Below are 18,792 nucleotides of genomic sequence, written 5' to 3'. Positions count from 1 at the left end.
ACTGCCGCCTAAGATACGGCAGCGGGGGAAGGGGCTTTCATCTTAGACAATATCGTCTGTATCTCTTTTTCGGCTCCGTTCGGAGTCAATACCAAAAGCACATCTCCGTCTTCCATCATCGTTTTACCCGTAGGGACAATATGTGAATCTCCCCTATAGATCAAAGTGATGAGAGAGTTTTCCGGAAAATCCAATTCGTAAACGAATTTGCCTACAGAAGAGGAACCGTATGGAACGATGAATTCCAAAAGTTGGGTTCCGCTTTGTTCTTTGTTTTCGAATTCGAAAGGATAAGACGCTCTTTGTTCCAAGGAAGTTTCCAGACCCAAAAATCGAACTACGATCGGAATGGTTGATCCTTGTAACACAAGTGAGGTGATTACGGTGAAGAATACCAAATTGAAAATCATCTCCGATTCGGGCAGCTGCTTCGCAAAAGGGAATGTGGCCAGGATGATCGGAGCGGCTCCTCTGAGTCCTACCCAGGAGATCAAAGCCTTCTCTTTCCAAGGAATTTTCGTACCTAAGAGTGTGAGAAACACTGCCACAGGTCTGGCAACAACCATGATGAATACTGAGAATGCGATTCCAATTCCGATCACAGCGGGTATTTTCGAAGGAAACACTAGAAGTCCCAAGGTAAGGAACATGATGATCTGCATCAACCAAGCGATTCCATCCATAAAACGCACGTTACTTCGTTTGTGCACGAAGGATCTGTTTCCCAGCACCATACCTGCGATATAAACCGCAAGGAAGGGGTTTCCTCCTACCAATTGGGTGGCGGAGTAAACGAATAGGATCGAAGCGGAAAGAAGAACTGGATACAATCCTTCGTAGTCCAATTTGATTCGGTTCATCCCTCTATAGATCAGATAACCGAAAACGACTCCCAGAATGATTCCTAATGAAAACTGCTGACCGATTTCTTTGGCGATATCTATCATATTAGGAGAGGTGCTTCCCACAAATCCTAAAATAGTGGTCGTGAGTAGAACCGCCAAAGGATCGTTACTTCCAGATTCGAATTCGAGCAAGGAAGTGAGTTCTTTTTTCATCCCCGTTTTGTTTGTTCGCAAAACGTTGAAAACCGCTGCAGCATCCGTAGACGAGACAATGGCACCTAGCAAAAAACCTACGACAGGAGGGAATTTCAAAACGTAAACAGTGAAACTTCCTACGATCAGACAGGTGAGAAGCACTCCGATCGTTCCTAGGGAGATTCCTTTCCAGAGAATGGGACGCACCTTGGACCAGTCTGTTTCCAAACCGCCCGAAAACAAAATGAATGCGAGCGCAATGGAACCGACTTTCTGGGCCAGATCCGCATCCGTAAAAGGAATTCCTAAAATACCATCGGAACCTGCGAGCATTCCGATGGTAAGAAAGATGATTAGGGAAGGCACACCGAACTTCGTTGACACCCTCAGCAAACCTATGCTGATGATGATGAGCGAAGACAGTGCGAAAATATTGAGTTCAAATTCCATCCAGTCTCTCTTTAATGTTTAACTTAATTGGTGAGCCTTTATTTCCGCACCGAGAAGATAAGGATTAACACCTGTTTCTCCCTTGGCAATCCAAGTTTTTTTTGTCACCGGGCAAGTGAGCACATGGAATCTGAAATGAGGGGCTCTGTCTTTTAAAATGGAGGAGATGGAGGAATAGAGCCGTTCCTGCGACTCTCTCCCTGTTTCTTTCTCCAGTTCTTCAGCAAATACTAATATTTTAGCCACAAGCACTTTGGATTCCAAAGCACTTGTCTCCAGCCTTTTCACTAAATCCACGATCCCTGTTGTGTTCACAGGACCTTGGGTGGAACTTAGGTTTTTTTGAAATTGGTGAAGTCTTTCCAATAATTTTTCCTCAACGGGAGCACCGATCACGGAAGAAGCAACGATATATGTAAATAAACTGCGCATTTTATAATCTCCTAAAATAGCTGTAAGTAAGTTTCTAAAGGGAAAGAAATCTACTTAGGATTTTAGGTCAGAAGTCGGATCGTCTTTAAGGGTTGATAAAACGAAAAATTGAGTATAGAGCAGGGAGCTGCAGGAGAAAGTAGGGTGGAAAAGAAAAAAATCCCGCCTTTTCCTGTGAAATCGTCTGCGATGTGGGAGGTACCACACTGAGCTTTCTTCGCTATAGGGACTTCTACCCCTGCAAAATTCGCCCAAAGGCAAGGAAAGGAATCATAAACTAAAACTTGGGCATGAGAGGATCTTCCTTGTCGTTCTGACCCGCTGGAAGGGGGGAAAACAAGATACGCTGTCAAAACCAGAATGAGCGTTTTGGTCCACATTTAGATATTAGACTGACTAGTTTTCAGGATCATTTTGAAATTTCAAGAGTTAGTTTGTGGGAAAATTTGATCCTTTATGTCTCTTAAGATTAAATTTAATCAAAAATAGATTAAATTTCTGCATTTTTTGCGTTTTTTTCCCGTTTGGAGCCTGGATTGGGAAAATTTTCAATAATTTTCGATTGAATTTAATCCTTTTGTTCGTGTAATAGAGTCATAAAGATAAAAGAAAGGAACCACAAAGAGGGTTCCAAACTCTAGAGAGGAGTAAAAACCATGAAACTAAAAAAAACAATCGCTGTAGGGATTTTAGGACTAGGATTAGCAACTGCTAATCTCTATGCACTGGACACAAACGAAAGAATCGAGCTTTTGGAAGCTGCTATGATCGAACAAGCATCTACACCTGCTCAAAAATCTGCCGTTTCAGAATACCTTGCTAGCGTAGCAAAAGAGAAAACTGAACTCGCACAAGCTCTTCGTGAGAGAGCAAATGTGACTCGTGGTGGCAAAATCGTCGCTCAAAACAACGAGAAAAAAGAGTTAATCCGCAGAGCAGAGGCTCTTGAAAAAGAAGCTCAAAAATACAAAAACGTATCTATGGGTTTAGCGGCAGAAGGAAAACAAGTCGCTAGCAACTAAATCAAGATCCAACTTGATTTGTAGCGGAAGGCCAGACATCAGTCTGGCCTTTTTTTGTACTCGCAGTTTTTACCAATCGACATCCTCCCCCTGCCTTTCTTAACCTAGCTATGTGACATAATCAATATATGGTTGACATAAGCCCGGAAAACACTGAAAAAAGACCAAATCGAAGGTACATCGTGCCGGCGGCTTTATTTGTCTCCGGGCTGATCGCCTTAGTTCTTATCTTCCATTGGGCCAAGACTCCTAAGCCGGTACAGAAGCTGGTGTTTGAAGGATTGGTAGTGCTCAAACCTGCGGATCTGATGCAGTTTTTGGATGTGAATCCGGAACAGTTCGATCCTGAAAAATTGGAATGGAAGGATTGGGAGAAAAAATTAATCACTCACACCCGAATTCGAAAAGTCAGGGTGAGCAGAGATAGAGAAGGGTTTTTAGTTATCACCTTACAGGAGAAAGTCGCTGAGTTTGTAGTGCACGTAGGAGATATGTTATACGAAATAGACGAAAAAAGGGACATCATTTCGCAAAACCAAGTTTTGGCGGATAACCTCATCGTCATTTCCGGAAATTTTCCTGTATCCTCCCATCAGATATTGGGCACTCAAATTGAAGATGTAACAAAAGAAATGCGACAAACGGTTTCCGCTTATCCTGCACTCAAAACCAGAATTTCCGAAGTGAGTTTGGAACAGGACGGAGACATAGTCGTTTATCTCAAATCCCCTTTCCGCGCAAAAGTTTTTTTGGGAGATAAATTGGATTTATTTCGTATGCGTAAGTTATACGCCTCTCTTGCCTATTTGGAAACCGAAAATATTTCCGCTTCCATCATCGATTTAAGAGGAGAAGACGCAGTCTATCACTGATATGGAAGAAGCACCGATAGTAACCGCTTTGGATTTAGGCTCTTCTCTTGTGAAAGTCGTGATTGGACGACTGATCAACGAATATGAAATTGAAATTATAGGTACTGGATCTTATCCTTCCAGCGGAATCAAAAACGGTTCCATTGTTAATATAGAAACCACAACCAAATCGATCGTAGAAGCTTTCGGAGATGCGGAACTAATGGCCGGCCAGGAGATAGGCGCCGTAGTAGTGAATGTTTCCGGAAAGTCTGTACATGGTTTCAACGAAAAAGGAATCATCGCAGTCACCAACCGGGAAAGGATCGTTACGGAAATGGACATTATGAGGGTTGTGGAAGCGGCTCAATCCGTTCATGTTCCCAACGATCAACAAGTCATTCATGTTCTTACCAAAGAGTTTAAAGTGGACGATCAGGTGAATATCAAAGATCCGATCGGTATGACCGGTGTTAGGTTAGAAGCCGAGGTTCATATCGTATCCTGCGGCTCTACCGCTTTGAACAATATCGATCGTTGCGTGGAACAATCCGGTTTGATGCAGTTGGATCGTGTTTTATCTTCTCTCGCTTCTTCCGAAGCGGTTCTGACTTCGGGAGAAAAAGATTTGGGGACCGCAGTTGTAGACATCGGTTCCGGGATCTGCGACATCATCGTTTATGTGGACGGGGGGATCGCTTTTTCTTCCGTCGTTCCTTTCGGGGGATTTCATATCACAAGTGATCTTTCCATCGGTCTTAAAACAACGATCGAAACGGCAGAGATCCTCAAAAAAAGATACGGGCATACAAGGGTGGATCAAATCGATCCTACCGAAAAAATCGAAATCCCCGCTATTTCAGGAAGAAATGCCAGATCCGTTTTCCGCCAAGAGTTGGTGGAGATTATGGAACCTAGAGTTCGCGAAATTTTAGAAATGATCGATCATGAATTGATCCGCTCAGGATACAAATCTGCGTTAGCTGGAGGAGTGATTCTTACGGGAGGAACTTCTCTTCTTTACGGGATCGATACTTTGGCAGAGGAAGTGTTCCGACTGTCCGTAGGAAGAGCGAAACCAGCAGGACTCAGCGGGCTTGTGGATAAAATCTCCTCTCCTGAATATGCTACCGCAGTCGGTCTCATCAAATATGCTTCAAAATTACAGAACTTGGAACAGAGAAATATACGTTCCGGTTCCGAGCAAGACAGTTGGGTCAAAAAGGTTCGTCGTTGGATGGAGAATAATCTCTAAGGAAAGTCTATGTTATATTTGGAAGAAGAAAAAACAAGCCCTGCCATCATTAAAGTAGTCGGTGTCGGCGGAGGCGGAATGAATGCGGTAACCCGAATGATTCATTCCCAAATGAAAGGTGTCGACTTTCTTGTGATGAACACCGACGAACAAGTATTATTAAAATCTCCTATAGAACATAAAATTCAATTGGGAACCAAAGTCACCCGCGGTATGGGCGCCGGAGGAGATCCCGATCTAGGCCAAAAAGCGGCTTTGGAAGATAAAGACCGCATCGTCGCAGCGCTCAAAGGTGCGGATATGGTTTTCATCACTGCAGGTATGGGTGGCGGAACAGGAACGGGTGCCGCTCCAGTGATCGCAGCGATCGCCAGAGAATTGAAATGTTTGGTTGTGGGAGTTGTCACTGTTCCTTTTTCTTTCGAAGGAAAAAGAAGAGCCGATCTCGCCAAACAAGGCGTAGATCAATTGAGAGCGAACGTAGATACTCTTATCACGATTCGAAACGATTCCATCTTTCAAGTGGTGGATAAAACGACTCCGGTCGACCAGGCCTTCAGTGTAATCGATGATATATTGTTAAACGGTGTTCGAGGGATCAGCGATATCGTAAATCATCCTGGAATCATCAACGTGGATTTTGCGGATGTAAAAACCATCATGAAAGATACGGGAGACGCTATTTTAGGAGTAGGGGAAGGAAGAGGGGAAACCAGAGTCGTCGAAGCGGTAGAACAGGCGATCAATAATTCTCTCTTGGAAGATTCTTCCATCCAAGGCGCAAAATCCCTTTTGATCAACGTGACTGGGGGAAGTGATTTGACCATTCATGAATGGAACGAAGTTTCTCAAATCATCACTGCTCAAGCGGATCCTGACGCCAACATCATCATCGGTCTCAATGAAGATAAAAATCTGGAAGATAAAATCAGAGTTACAGTCATCGCTACTGGATTCCAAAAAAGAGGATTTCATAGAAACACAATGAAAGAATCGAAAGCGGTGGGAGCGGAGGAGACAGTTTCTCCGATGGTATACATCCGCAAACCGGAAGACAGAGAAAAACCGCAGATGAATTCTCAAACGGAAACGAATCGAAATTTCAGATCTTCCGGAAACGGGAATAGAAATTTCGGAACCGGCAAACAATCGCAAAATTCTCCATACCAAAACTTCGGAGAAGATTACGACATTCCCGCCTTTCTCAGAAGAAAGGCGGATTAGTTCAAGTAAAGTTAGTTGGAGTAGGAACGAATGCTGAGGTAGAGGGACTTTCCCTCTTCCACAGTGATAGAGGAAGGAGCGTTTGAAATCGTATTGGAATCGGATTCCATTGCGAAGGAATATTCTCCCGGTGCTAAGAAGATTCTTTTCACTTGGAAGTTGGAAGGAATGGTTCTCCAACAACGTAAGTCTGGTCCGATGGTTTGTGCCGTCGCAAGTCCTGCGGCTGCACCTGCTGCCATTCTCACCAAACTGGAAACCAAATCGTCTTTCTCTTTTCTTCCCATACTGGATTCGATCGCTTTCGCAGCAGCTTCAGAAGCAATTACAGCAGCTACGATCTTCACAGCAAGAGATGTTAGGTTCTTGGTGATGAGTGCTTTGTAGTTGTCGTTGAAGTTTTTAATCGCAGTTTCGGAATAATTGTTCATGATTTCCGCAGTTCCCACATCCACATCGTTGATGTAAAAATGACGTTTTCTGCTTCCGGAAGGATCTCTTTCTTTATAGATAGGGATAGGATTTTCCGCAGTGCTGAGAGTGGCAAGAACACCGGATACCGAGGCACCTGCACCTTCTGTTCGTATGGCGATCTCGATGGCTCCTCGGAGAGCCAGTGCGAAGTATTCATCCTCCAAGAGTTTTCCTCTGGATTCTTTGATCGCAGATTTGCCTGCTTCGTGAATGATGACGACTTCGGACAGATTGTCCGATTTCACATCAGTTCTTTGCATCGAACGGTTGTATGCTTGGACAAAACCGGCGCCTTTCGCATATTTTCCTTGGTCTCTGGAATCACCTTCTTTGACGGCAAGCACATAACGATCGCTCATGACGGTAGGGCTGTTTGCGATCAACTGTTCCATGTTTTTGTACTGAACTCTGGAGTCGTTGTAGCGGCCAAGTTTTTCGGAAACATAGGCGTCGATGAGGCGAGCCGCATTGTTTTGGCGGTATTGTGCGGTGGTGAATCTCATTTCTTTCAATTCGAAATCGAGTCTTCGGAAATAAATCTTCGCATTCTCTAAATCACCTAGCATAAGATAGTTGGATGCGATGTAGTATTTGATCATCACTCTTTCGAAATCTTCACCAGTGTAATTGGATTCGTTGTCGGAGAGTAAAAAGGCTAAACCTTCTTTTGTGATGCTGGTTCGTATGTTTTCGGAAATGTCCTCCGCTTCTTTGAAGACTTTGTTCGCAGTCTCGTAATCTCCCTTGGAGTGGAAGATCATTCCCGCTTCCATTAAAAACAAAAGTCTGTCTTTGGAAGCGGAGTCTTCATACAAAGCTCGGATCGAAGGGATGGCGCTGTTATAGTCTTGTCGATAGTAGGCGGTTTCCGTCGCTTCGATGATTTTATTGTAATCGGAAGCACAGCCTAAAAGTAGAAGGCTGATGCTTACGAGTAGTTTTGTAGGGTTGGGAAACAAAGTTTTGCTCCTAAAAGTAAAAGATAAATTACCAGCCAACACCTTTATTTCCACGAACCGCTTGTTTGCGGTAAGATACTTTTTCGGACCAAACGGCAATCGTAGTTTCCACTTCGACAAGTTCGATATTGATCGATTGTTCTACGATTTTTTCTCCGTCTGCCGTGAACATATTCTCATTGATGTCGCAACGAACGAAAAAATTAGGAGACTTGAGTTTCCCGATGGATAATCTGTTGGAAGTCAGACCGGAAAGGCTGAATTGAATTTCGTTTAATGATTGTTCTCTGGTTTTTGTTCGAACCGTATAAACTTTATTTTTGATGAGTTTTGCTACGAATGCATTGTCGAAAAGTTCCGTTTGGATTTGTTCGGAAGTATCGTTTCTGGTTGGGTAGTGCGCGACGAAAACTCCTTCTTCTCTAGGGTTTTCTTTAAAAAACACTCCGATTTCATCCGCTAATTTGTCTGCCGCTCGTACTAATTCTTGGCTGGTGAGTCCACCTGAGTCTGCAATTATGTCAAGGTTGTTGTCCAATCGTTTCGCGCTGCTGGAACAACTGAGTAAAAATGCGATGCTGAAAATCGAGATCAAAGCTCTGTTCATGAAAGCTCCCTGGGAGTTAAATGTTCTCTAAATGAGAATTGATTTCGTTACCCTTGTCAATTCCAAAAATCCCCTTCCTTTTCGTCTCTTTTTATCCTTTCCGTAAACTGTTGTTTCTCAATTTCATTCATCGATTCCATTTCTCTTTCGTAGATAAGAGATAGAATTTTTTCCCGAAAGGCGTCATCTTCCCATTGGGAAATTTCTCTTGCGGATTTGCCGTAGAGTTCCGTTCTTTTTTTGCCCAAATGTTTCTTTCTTTCTCTGGCAAAAGTGTATGGATTTTTGCGGACGTAATCTTCCGAGTAATAAAAAAATTCGACCGTCTTTTGACTCGGATGAAATGGAAATAGGATCTCCTGAATGGGTTTTGGAAAAAAATAATTTCTTAGTAAATTCGTTTTTTCTAATTTTTCCCAAGAACTCAATTCCTCTTTTTTTTCCAATTCGGCTACTTCGTTTTTGAATTCGGAATAAGCAGTGAAAATTGCATAAAGTACGGAAGAGATTTCTCCGGGAAAATGTAAGATCAGATGATCATAAGTGGCCTGACGATCCCCGCCCCATTCGTATTTTTCCTTTCCGGAAAGTTCATCCAAAAAATCTTTTAGGTTTTCAGGATATCCTTGTGATTTTAAGATTTCGGGTCTGCTTTCTATTTGTTTCCAAAGGATGTTTGGCTCGGAAGGACGGGTTTTGTCCTTAGTCAATTCTGTCTCTTTTCGAAAAAAAAGGAAATAGACAGCAAGGGAAATGAGAAAGAGAAGTATAAGTAGAATGAAAAAGATACTTTTTCGCTTATTCATCATTTTGATTCTTTTTCTCATCCTCCCACTTTGCAAGCCAAAGAAGAAGGATGAAGTCGATCCTCAGCTTCTTTCTTATTTACTTACTCAGAAAACGGGCGCAGAAGGTGCCTGTCAAAAATTTCTTTTAAGCGAATCTTACTGCATTTCCGCACCTGATAATTCCGTGGTGGTTTGTCCTTCCTTAGTGGCGAACCTCAGGTCTAAGATTTTACCTACGGAGAAAAACACGGATGCGATCGCAGAACTTTATTTTAACTGTTTTACGGATGTGAATTTGGTTTATAATCAGGGGATCAACTGCCAAAAAACTTCATTCAACACCACTGCGGATTACCGCAGGGCGCAGAGAGGGACTTCTTCCGGAAGTTCTCAGAATGCTGTGGCGGCCTGGAAAACTCAATTTAATAATTGCGCTTCTTTGGAAAACGGGATTCCTCCTGCCAGTTCCGGTCTAAGGGAGACTGAAACCAAATTGAGCGGTGATCCGTTCTTTTAACGATTCATAGATACGATACGGAGAATGTAATGCCATCACTAGTAACCAAAGACGAATTAGTTGCTAAACTAAAACCTATTTTTTTGGATCATGAGATCGACGGTAGAATTCTTCCTCTCGTGGAAGAAATCAATCGTTTGAAGAAGGAAAAAAATGCGGTTCTATTAGGCCATAATTATATGACCCCGGATGTGTTCTGGGGAGTTTCCGACATCATCGGCGATTCTTTGTATCTTTCCAAAATGGCGAAAGAAACAAATGCGGATATGATCGTCTTCAACGGGGTTCATTTTATGGCAGAAACCGCCAAAATTCTTTCCCCTAACAAGAAAGTGTTGATTGCCGATCCTAAAGCGGGATGTTCTCTTGCGGAATCCATCACAAGAGAGGATGTTAAAAAATTAAAGGCACAGTATCCAGGCGTTCCCGTTGTCACTTACGTGAATTGTTCTGCGGAAGTGAAGGCGGAAACGGATGTTTGTTGTACATCCGCGAACGCAGTCCAAATCGTGAATGCGATGGAAACCGATACTGTTATTTTTCTTCCGGATGAATATTTAGCGGGAAACGTCCGCAATCAAACTACTAAAAAAATCATTTCTCATCCCGGTAAATGTATGGTGCACGAAATGTACACTCCGGAAGACATTCGTACCGCAAAACGTTTGTTCTCCGGGAATCTTACCGTGATTTCACATCCGGAATGCCACGAGGATGTGGTGAAGGAATCCGACTTTGCCGGTTCCACTTCCCAAATGGTGGACTTCATCAAAAATTCCAAAACGGATAAAATCATGCTCGTGACGGAATGTTCTATGGGAGACAACCTAAGAGCGGAATTTCCCGAGAAGGAATTCGTATCCACATGTCAAACCTGCCCTCATATGAAAAAGATCACTTTGGAGAAAGTAAGGGATGCTCTTCTCTACGAACAATTCGAAATCTTTTTGGACCAAGAAGTGATTCTTCTCGCTCAAAAATCCGTGAACAGAATGTTGGAATTGAGTTATAAAAAATAATGTTCAGAGTCGGCAACGGAATCGATTTTCACAAACTCATCCACGAACCTTTCCGTCCGCTTATGTTAGCTGGAGTAGAGGTTCCTTCCGAATATGCGCTTCTCGGTCACAGCGATGCGGATGTTCTTTTGCATGCTGTTGCGGATGCCATTTTAGGTGCACTTTCTTTGGGAGATATAGGTCAGCACTATCCTGACAACGACGCTTCCATCAAAAATATCAGTTCCTCCATCATCGTTCGAAAGTGTTTGAGTTTGGCGAAGGAAAAAGGCTGGAGTTTGGTGAATGTGGACTGCACCTATGTGGGAGATCTTCCTAAAATCAATCCTATTCGTGCTCAATTGATTTCTTCTTTGGCGGCCATTTTGTACTTACCGGAAGATTGTGTTTCGATCAAAGCCACCACATCCGAGGGGATGGGTGCTTTGGGAAGAAGCGAAGGTGTGATGGTGATGGCGACCGCTTTGTTAGAGAAATCTAAAAATTAAAAGGAAAGGATTTTGATTTTGCGGTAGGTACCACAAAATCCCTTGTATCAAAGTTTTTTTAGGTTTTTTTCGTTTTCCGACTGCATCCAGTGTTTTCCGAAAAAAGCGAAAATCACTCTGGAACTCAAATTCGATTTAGGAGTCAATTCGGCAGAACCTTCCACCAAGTTTTGATTCTCTACGCTTCGGAAATAATAAATTTCCTTTAAAGATTCATAATTTGCGAATCCTTCTATTTTCCAGGAAATTTTTTCGTTAGGAACGAACTCGATGACGGTAAGTTTCAGATCTTCTCCGTAGAGTTGGATGTCTAATGTTTCACCTGGATTCGGGATCTTATAAAGTTTGGGAAAGTAGGATTGCAGTAAGATTTTCGCACTCTGATCGAAATTGAGAGAAGTCTTTGTGCTGTGTGCAATGACTGCATTCGATTGGGAAAAAATAAATATTCCTAGGAATGCAAGAAATAAGATGAGTGACCGCAAAAACCAAATCATTTGTTCCATATAAAAATCTATTGCCTAAGGATCGATTTAAATTTAGTTTTTACCGATACATGAATATGTCTTTGGAAGGATCTAAGCTTTTTTCCGGGAGGGAAATTTCATCGAGACGGGTCTCCGGTCTCATCCAACTCTATCTGCAGGACAATCAAACCGTATCCGCATCCAATCCTTTTCCGGATATTATGGACGAGGTTACCTATCTCAAAATCCTAAAAGATCCCAATTTTTGGATTTCTCAGGAATTGGAAGACAAACTCATTTCCACCATATCGCAATCCGTCGATATCTCCGCAGTTCTCTATCATTTGGGAACGGAAACTTTGATTACGAACGCTTACGATTTGCTTCCTTTGGACGACAGTAGGATCAATCTGGCAGAACTCATCCATAGAATCCCCATTCTGATCAACCGACTAACAAGAACCGTTTTTTTAAACATACAGTTCTCCGATTCCAAAACTGCCCTTTTTCATTTTCAATATCATACGCAACATCAGGAAAAATGGTTCGATGCGATTTTCTTTCAAGGAATGTTAAACGGTCTAGCCGTACTTTTCGAACTCAAAGACTACAGCATCAAAATGACTAAAACCAGACTCTTCGGGATCCATGTTGCCCATAAAGATCTGGGAGATGAAATCCAATTCGGTGCGGATGTAAACGAATACGAATTCAAATGGAAAGAAGAGCCTTTTTATCTTTCCCGTTCCAAAATGACGAAAGATGAAATGTCAAACAGACATAAGGTGATGATCGTCTCCAAAGGAGACACGGATACCGAACAAATCTCCATCATCGATGTGAACGATGTAGTGGACAAGTCGAGAGAACTTGCCATCGAAAACAGGGATTTGGAAGCCGCGGTAGAAGTATTAAAATCGTTCAAATACGAGCTGGAAAAAAAACAACTTTCCATCGCTAAAGATTTACGCCTGGCCAAAAACATCCAACAAGGACTCATTCCGGAGATCATCCCCGATTGGAGAGGGATTCAATTTTGGGCGGCTTATCATCCCATGCAGGAAGTGAGCGGGGATTACTATGACTACTTTCCTTTCACCACGGATACGTTAGGTGTCGCTGTCTGCGATGTATCCGGGCATGGAGTTCCTGCCGCCTTCATCACAGCTTTGTCCAAAATGCTTTTTATGAATTATCAAAAGGGAAAACCTTCGGAGACTTTCAAATTCGTAAATAGGGATCTTTTGGATCTGGTCAAACAACAAGGATACACCACCTGCGTTTATGCTTTGATCCAGGACGATTTTAAAGTGATTTATTCTTTGGCGGGTCATCCTCGTCCCATCCTTCTTCGTGCCAAAACGGGCAAAGCCGAAGTGTTAGACGGTGCGGGAACTTTTTTGGGGATGTTTCCCGAAGGAGGCGATACCTACGAAGACTACAGCGTTCAGATGGAACCGGGAGACAAACTTTTTCTTTATACCGACGGAATCACGGAAGCGGAAAACGACAAAGGGGTTTCTTTCGGCGACGACAGGTTTCTTGCGTTGATCGAATCTTCCTCTCATCTTACCATTCAAGAAACGATAGAATTCATCATGCAAAGTCATAAAGAGTTCACTATGGGAACCGATCCTATGGACGATATTACTTTGTTAGGTTGGCAGGTTTCTCCTAAACTTCCCGAATTCAACGAATACAAATATTCCGCAGACGTTTACTATAAAGCGAAAGACTATAAAGAAGCTTGTGCCAATTATCAAAAGGCGTTTGAGATTTTGCCGAGAGAACTGAGTACTCAATTCTATTACGGAAGATCGCTTGCATATTCGGGACAGTTCGAACAAGCCGTTTCTCTTTTGGAATCTTACAACCGATTTAAAACGAATAATTATCTATCTCATGCAGTGTTAGGTTATTGTTATTTCAAGCTGGATATTTTCGATAAGGCGGAATCGGAGTGGAAAAAAGCCCATTCTCTCAACGACGAAAATCTTTCCGTATTGTACAATCTGGCCATGGTTTATCTGAAATTGAAAAATAAGTCTAAGATGAAAGATATACTGGGAAGAATGAAGAAGATAGATCCCAAATATAAAAACATTCTCCCGTTGGAAAAAAAATGGGAATCTATGTTCCAAAATGTTTAGAAAATTCATTTTAGTTTTTTTTCTTTTCTGTTTCAGCGCATTTCAATTTCCCGAAGAACACTCGTTCCATCCGGATCATTCCCTGGAGTGGTGTTATTTTGTGGGACATCTGCGGACGGAAACGGGAGAAGTTTTCGGATACGAACTTTCTTTTTTCCGGTTGAGTCATGAAGATAAAAAAACGACATCTAAGATAGAAGTTTTTCCCGTTCATTTTGCAATTTCTCATCCTCTTTCTCAAACTCACCTAACATCGCAAACAATTCAGAGAAAAATGGCAGGGCTTGCAGGATTCGAAAAGAGCCGAATCTGGAGCGGGGAATATGAACTCAAAATTCTTTCCGCAAACGAATTTCATATCACTGCATTTCCCAAATTCAAAGATTTCTCCTTAGATCTGCATCTGAAAGGAAAGGGACAAACGTTGTTACACGGAGAAAACGGTCTTTCCCGAAAATCCAGAAAAAATCAAAACCTTTTTTCGTATTATTATAGTTATCCGAGATTGGAATCTTCCGGAAAAATCGTATTCGGAGGAAAGGAACATTCCGTTGTTTCCGGACTCTCTTGGATGGATCATGAATGGAGTGAAAAAGGGAATACAAACGATTCCTTAGTTTCTCAAGGCACCGGCTGGGATTGGATTTCTTTGCACGGAGAAGAGGGGGACGATTTCGTTTTTTTCTCATTTAAGGAAAAATCCAACTCTGATCCGGAAAGTTTCGGAACTTTTCGAAATGCAAAGAGTCGAATTATATCTTATCGGAAAGAAAAAGAAGTGAAAATGATTCCTAAAAAAGAGCAGTGGAAAAGTCCCTCATCCGGCATCGAATATCCTTTGCATTGGAGGATCGAATTTCCGGAAGGGTATTGGAATGTAGAACCTATTTTCAGCGAACAAGAATTCGATGGTAGAAAAAGTACGGGAATTGTGTATTGGGAAGGTATGGTGAAAGCGGAAGGAGAAGTGTTGGGGAAAAAATCGACCGCAAAAGGTTATTTAGAATTGAAGGGATATTCTCCCAAGAAGAAATGGTGGGAGCTGTAATATGTGGAGATATTTCTTAAAAAGATTTCTCTTGATTTTTCCTACACTCTTAGGAATCACTTTTTTGGTTTTTTTGATCTCTCATTTTGCGCCGGGCGGTCCCTTGAACAGTGAGATTGCGAAAATCAAAGGAGCCGCCAATCTCTCCGGCGCTTCCACCAAACAAGTATCTGCCGAAGAAATAGAACTCATCAAAAAAAGGCTTCATTTGGACAAACCAGCCCCTATCGCCTATCTGTATTGGCTGGGTCAAATCGTTCGTTTCGATTTGGGAGAATCGAGACTTCATTCCAAAAAAGTATCCGATTTGATTTGGGAAAAACTTCCCGTGTCACTCATCTTCGGGTTATCCGGCTTTTTTCTGACCTACTTGATTTGTATTCCTTTAGGGATCAAAAAAGCTCTGAAAGAAGGAACGTATTTCGATTTTTATACCAGTTTTATCATCTTTTTCACTTATTCCATTCCCGTTTTCGCCTTTGCGATGTTACTTTTGTATCTTTTCGCTTCCGGAGAAGTGTTTTCCTTTTTTCCTTTGGGGCACGAAGTTTCCGATTATTACGAAGAACTCGGTTTTTGGGGGAAGGTCAACGATCGTTTGACTCATATGTTCCTTCCTGTTGTTTGTTATGTGATCGGTTCCTTCGCAGTTCTCACTTTGCTTATGAAAAACAGTTTGTTGGATCAAATCGCAAAAGAATACCTTCGTACTGCCGTTTCCAAGGGACTGAAATTTCCTGATGCCGTCTTTCGTCATGCGTTCCGAAATTCACTCATTCCCATCGCTACTGGCTTCGGAAGCAATCTTACTTTGATCTTTTCCGGATCTTTGTTTATCGAACTTGTTTTCAATATAGACGGAATGGGACTTTTGAGTTTCGAAGCCATTCGGGAAAGAGATACCGATTTGATGATGGGGCTTCTTCTCGTGCAAAGTCTTTTAGGTTTGATCGGGAAAATCATTTCCGATTTTTGTTATGTGGCCATCGACCCGAGGATCAATTTCGAATGAGTTTTTTTACAGATCCGGCAAACATACGTAAGTGGAAAAAATTCAAGTCCAATAAAAGGGCCTATTATTCCCTTTTGATTCTTTTTTACAGTTACGCTCTCTCTTTGTTCTCTCCCGTTCTTATCAACAACAAACCTCTTTTGGTTCATTATCAGAATCAAAGTTTTTTCCCCATCTTTTTCTTCTATCCTGAGTCCAAATTCGGAGGTGAAAACCAGACCGAACCGAATTACAAACGATTGGCGAAGAAAGAAGTGTTTTCTCAGGAAGGAAATTTTATGATCTTTCCTTTGGTTCCTTACGGAGTGAACGAAGACAATTTGGATAGTTTGGAGGAAGGAGTGAATCCCCCTTCTAAACCTTCTTTCACTCATTGGTTCGGAACGGATGATCGGGGAAGGGATGTATTCACCCGTATCGTTTACGGATACAGACTTGCCATGACCTTCAGTTTGATTCTTATCGTGATCGAAATCTTTCTAGCTTCCTTGATCGGAGGGATACAAGGGTATTACGCAGGTAAGGTGGATTTGATTTTGCAAAGAATCATAGAGGTTTTGGCTGCCATTCCTTTTTTATATCTCATCCTCATTATGGGTTCCTTTTTCGGGAGAGGGTTCACCGTTCTTTTGATAACTTACGGTTCATTGGCTTGGATCGGTCTCAGCAATTATATGCGAGGAGAGTTTTTGAAGTTAAGGAACCAGCAGTTTGTCGATGCTGCCAGAAGTTTGGGAGTCCCTTCCCGAACCATCATTCTCAAACATCTTTTGCCGAATGCATTGACTCCTCTTGTCACTTTTTTTCCTTTTATCCTGATCTCTGCGATTTCCGTTTTATCCGCTCTCGACTTTTTGGGTTACGGAATTCCTGCACCGAATCCTTCTTGGGGAGAACTCATCGGGCAAGGAAGAGAAAGACTCACCGCTTGGTGGCTCATCTCCTTTCCTTCTGCAGCTTTGTTTTTTACGATTTTGTTTTCCGCATTTGTGGGAGAAGGTCTGCGGGATTCTTTCGATCCTAAAGAGAAGGTGGTTTACGAATGAGTTTCAAGAAACCATTGTTAGCTGTTTCCGATCTTTCCGTTCAATTGAAAACGGAAGCGGGCCTTCTTACCATCATTGAAAACATCTCTTTTGAAATCGGAGAAAGGGAAGTGTTTGCCATCGTAGGTGAATCCGGCTGTGGAAAATCGATTTCTTCTTTGGCGCTAACTAGGCTTCTTCCTGCGAATCAAGTTCGATATCCTTCCGGTTCCGTTTTATTTCGAGACCAGGATTTAATTCGAATCAATGAGGAAGATCTTCGTAAAATCAGAGGCAGGGAAATCGCTTATATCTTCCAGGAACCCTTTTCTTCTTTAAACCCATTACAGAGGGTCGGCAAACAAATGATAGAGGGATTCCTTCTGCACGGTTTAGGGACCGAAAAAGAAGGCATTGAGAAAGCTATTTATCTTTTGAAGAAAGTAGGGATCACCGACGCAGAACTTCGATTGAATCAATATCCGAATCAGTTTTCAGGCGGGATGTTGCAGAGAGTTTCCATCGCAATGGCACTTATGTGCGACCCTAAACTTTTGATTGCGGACGAACCCACAAGTGCGATCGATGTCACTATACAACTGCAACTTATAGATCTTCTGCTTCAGTTGAAAAAAGACATCAATATGTCCATATTATTCATCTCGCATGATATCGGTTTGGTGTCTCATCTTGCGGAAAGAATCGCAGTCATGTATGCAGGTAAAATCGTGGAAATGGGAACGGTCGAGGAAGTGATCGATTCTCCCAAACATCCTTACTCTAAGGCCCTCATCAATGCTTATCCTACGGGAGATAAAATAGGAAAAAGATTGGAGATCATCGAAGGGATGGTGCCTTCTCCTGCCGATTATCCTAAGGGCTGTCATTATTACAAAAGATGTACCAAAAAAGAAGCGGTCTGCGAATCGAACGAACCACCGGAGAAATTTTTTTCCGAAACTCAAAAAGCATTTTGTTATACGATCGGAGGGAATGATGTTAGAAGTTGAAAATCTGACGGTTTCTTATTCGAATCGAAAACTTTTTTCCTTGCAAAGCCAGAAAACGGTCGCAGTAGAGGAACTTTCTCTCACGATCCCCAAAGGCAAAATCGTAGGTCTTGTGGGAGAGTCCGGCTGTGGAAAATCCACTTTGGGTAGAGCTATCCTCCGATTAACACCGATTAGCTCCGGAAAGGTTTCTTACGATGGAAAATCCATTCATTCTTTGGATTCGGAAGAATCCCTGCGCCTTAGAAAACAAATCCAGGTCATTTTTCAAGATCCGTATTCCTCATTGAATCCTCGTTTGACGGTCGGAGAGATCGTGATGGAAGGTCTGCTTGTTCATCATAAAAATCTCACCAAGACGGAAAGATGGGAAAAGGCGAAAGACGCATTGTTTAAAGTGAATCTTCCCGATTCGATTCTTACCAGATACCCTCATGAGTTCTCCGGAGGACAAAGACAAAGGATCGCCATCGCCAGAGCTTTGATTCTGGAACCGGAGCTTGTGATTTGTGATGAAGCCGTATCCGCATTGGACATCTCCACACAGGCGCAAGTAGTCAATAATTTATTGGATCTCAGAGACCAATTTCATTTATCTTATCTGTTCATTTCCCATGATTTGGGAATCGTAAAACATATCTCCGATATCATTGCAGTCATGTATCTAGGCAAAATCGTGGAAATCGGTACGAAGTGGGAGATCGTCAATTCCCCTTCTCATCCTTATACGAAAGCATTGTTCTCCGCAAGCTTCGACATCAAGGATAGGACGAAAAAAGAAACTCCTTTGTCGGGAGAAATCCCCAGTATTATGAACAAGCCAAAGGGCTGTTATTTTCATACCAGATGTCCCTTCGTGCAAGATATTTGCAGAACGGAGCGGCCTTTGGAAAAAACGATCGGGGAAACTAGAAAGGTGGCTTGCCATTTCCCACTAGCTCAATAAATTTTATC

The 18,792-nt window shown here is 42.3% G+C and carries 19 protein-coding genes; 13 read left to right on the top strand and 6 right to left on the bottom strand.

From position 1 onward, the window contains the following. Positions 1–8: 8 nt before the first annotated feature. Positions 9–1,490, bottom strand: a complete 1,482-nt coding sequence (locus EHS15_RS01300) for a potassium/proton antiporter (RefSeq protein WP_135758729.1) — start codon at positions 1,488–1,490, stop codon at positions 9–11. An 18-nt stretch (positions 1,491–1,508) separates the two neighbouring features. Continuing rightward, a complete protein-coding gene (locus tag EHS15_RS01295; RefSeq protein ID WP_135758728.1) occupies positions 1,509–1,922 on the bottom strand; it encodes an LIC13259/LIC11441 family protein in 414 nt (137 codons plus the stop codon). A 656-nt stretch (positions 1,923–2,578) separates the two neighbouring features. Between EHS15_RS01295 and EHS15_RS01290 the strand changes: the two genes are divergently transcribed. The 4 genes from EHS15_RS01290 to ftsZ all read left to right on the top strand — a co-directional run bounded on the left by EHS15_RS01290 (position 2,579) and on the right by ftsZ (position 6,274). Continuing rightward, positions 2,579–2,944: an LIC_10421 family protein gene (locus tag EHS15_RS01290; protein ID WP_135758727.1), complete on the top strand. Its 366-nt coding sequence runs from the start codon at positions 2,579–2,581 to the stop codon at positions 2,942–2,944. A 182-nt stretch (positions 2,945–3,126) separates the two neighbouring features. Next, on the top strand, positions 3,127–3,816 hold the full coding sequence (locus tag EHS15_RS01285; RefSeq protein ID WP_246051844.1) for a cell division protein FtsQ/DivIB: 690 nt from the start codon (positions 3,127–3,129) through the stop codon (positions 3,814–3,816). Position 3,817: 1 nt separating this feature from the next. After that, positions 3,818–5,050, top strand: coding sequence for a cell division protein FtsA (gene ftsA, locus EHS15_RS01280; protein WP_135758725.1), 1,233 nt, complete (start codon positions 3,818–3,820; stop codon positions 5,048–5,050). A 9-nt stretch (positions 5,051–5,059) separates the two neighbouring features. Next, positions 5,060–6,274 (top strand): cell division protein FtsZ, encoded by a 1,215-nt coding sequence (gene ftsZ / locus EHS15_RS01275; RefSeq protein WP_135758724.1) that lies wholly within the window; start codon positions 5,060–5,062, stop codon positions 6,272–6,274. An 11-nt stretch (positions 6,275–6,285) separates the two neighbouring features. On the opposite strand, the gene EHS15_RS01270 is transcribed toward ftsZ, so the two are convergent. The 3 genes from EHS15_RS01270 to EHS15_RS01260 are packed head-to-tail and all read right to left on the bottom strand — an operon-like array spanning position 6,286 to position 9,024. Further along, a complete protein-coding gene (locus EHS15_RS01270) occupies positions 6,286–7,707 on the bottom strand; it encodes a COG3014 family protein (RefSeq protein WP_246051843.1) in 1,422 nt (473 codons plus the stop codon). Between the two features lie 28 nt (positions 7,708–7,735). Further along, complete coding sequence (locus EHS15_RS01265) at positions 7,736–8,314, bottom strand: penicillin-binding protein activator LpoB (RefSeq protein ID WP_135758723.1); 579 nt, start codon at positions 8,312–8,314, stop codon at positions 7,736–7,738. 56 nt (positions 8,315–8,370) lie between these two features. Continuing rightward, positions 8,371–9,024: a hypothetical protein gene (locus EHS15_RS01260; RefSeq protein WP_135758722.1), complete on the bottom strand. Its 654-nt coding sequence runs from the start codon at positions 9,022–9,024 to the stop codon at positions 8,371–8,373. 67 nt (positions 9,025–9,091) lie between these two features. Here EHS15_RS01260 and EHS15_RS01255 point away from each other — a divergent pair, with 67 nt between their 5' ends. Genes EHS15_RS01255 through ispF form a run of 3 tightly spaced genes read left to right on the top strand, consistent with a single transcriptional unit; the run spans position 9,092 to position 11,126 of the window. Continuing rightward, positions 9,092–9,619 (top strand): hypothetical protein, encoded by a 528-nt coding sequence (locus tag EHS15_RS01255; protein WP_246051842.1) that lies wholly within the window; start codon positions 9,092–9,094, stop codon positions 9,617–9,619. Positions 9,620–9,648: 29 nt separating this feature from the next. Then, a complete protein-coding gene (gene nadA, locus EHS15_RS01250) occupies positions 9,649–10,638 on the top strand; it encodes a quinolinate synthase NadA (protein ID WP_135758721.1) in 990 nt (329 codons plus the stop codon). Beyond that, positions 10,638–11,126 carry a 2-C-methyl-D-erythritol 2,4-cyclodiphosphate synthase gene (gene ispF / locus EHS15_RS01245; RefSeq protein ID WP_135758720.1) on the top strand — a complete coding sequence of 163 codons (489 nt, stop codon included), beginning with the start codon at positions 10,638–10,640 and terminating at the stop codon, positions 11,124–11,126. Before nadA ends, ispF begins: the two co-directional genes overlap by 1 nt. Before the next feature lie 47 nt (positions 11,127–11,173). Here ispF and EHS15_RS01240 read toward each other — a convergent pair whose 3' ends face one another. Further along, positions 11,174–11,632, bottom strand: a complete 459-nt coding sequence (locus EHS15_RS01240) for a hypothetical protein (protein WP_135758719.1) — start codon at positions 11,630–11,632, stop codon at positions 11,174–11,176. A 62-nt stretch (positions 11,633–11,694) separates the two neighbouring features. On the opposite strand from EHS15_RS01240, the gene EHS15_RS01235 reads away from it, so the two are divergent. The 6 genes from EHS15_RS01235 to EHS15_RS01210 are packed head-to-tail and all read left to right on the top strand — an operon-like array spanning position 11,695 to position 18,784. Beyond that, the gene (locus EHS15_RS01235; RefSeq protein WP_246051841.1) at positions 11,695–13,743 is read left to right on the top strand and encodes a SpoIIE family protein phosphatase; all 2,049 of its coding nucleotides are present in this window, start codon (positions 11,695–11,697) and stop codon (positions 13,741–13,743) included. Then, complete coding sequence (locus tag EHS15_RS01230) at positions 13,736–14,791, top strand: lipocalin-like domain-containing protein (protein WP_135758717.1); 1,056 nt, start codon at positions 13,736–13,738, stop codon at positions 14,789–14,791. Before EHS15_RS01235 ends, EHS15_RS01230 begins: the two co-directional genes overlap by 8 nt. A 1-nt stretch (position 14,792) precedes the next feature. Continuing rightward, complete coding sequence (locus EHS15_RS01225) at positions 14,793–15,803, top strand: ABC transporter permease subunit (protein WP_135758716.1); 1,011 nt, start codon at positions 14,793–14,795, stop codon at positions 15,801–15,803. Then, positions 15,800–16,849 (top strand): ABC transporter permease subunit, encoded by a 1,050-nt coding sequence (locus EHS15_RS01220; RefSeq protein WP_135758715.1) that lies wholly within the window; start codon positions 15,800–15,802, stop codon positions 16,847–16,849. Before EHS15_RS01225 ends, EHS15_RS01220 begins: the two co-directional genes overlap by 4 nt. Then, positions 16,846–17,838: an ABC transporter ATP-binding protein gene (locus EHS15_RS01215; RefSeq protein ID WP_135758714.1), complete on the top strand. Its 993-nt coding sequence runs from the start codon at positions 16,846–16,848 to the stop codon at positions 17,836–17,838. The genes EHS15_RS01220 and EHS15_RS01215 overlap by 4 nt, the downstream gene beginning before the upstream one ends. After that, positions 17,825–18,784: an ABC transporter ATP-binding protein gene (locus EHS15_RS01210; RefSeq protein ID WP_135758806.1), complete on the top strand. Its 960-nt coding sequence runs from the start codon at positions 17,825–17,827 to the stop codon at positions 18,782–18,784. Before EHS15_RS01215 ends, EHS15_RS01210 begins: the two co-directional genes overlap by 14 nt. Positions 18,785–18,792 lie beyond the last annotated feature (8 nt).

Origin of the sequence: Leptospira idonii (genome assembly GCF_004770995.1) — a bacterium.
Lineage (GTDB): Bacteria > Spirochaetota > Leptospiria > Leptospirales > Leptospiraceae > Leptospira_A > Leptospira_A idonii.
This window is presented reverse-complemented; position numbering and strand designations above follow the sequence as displayed.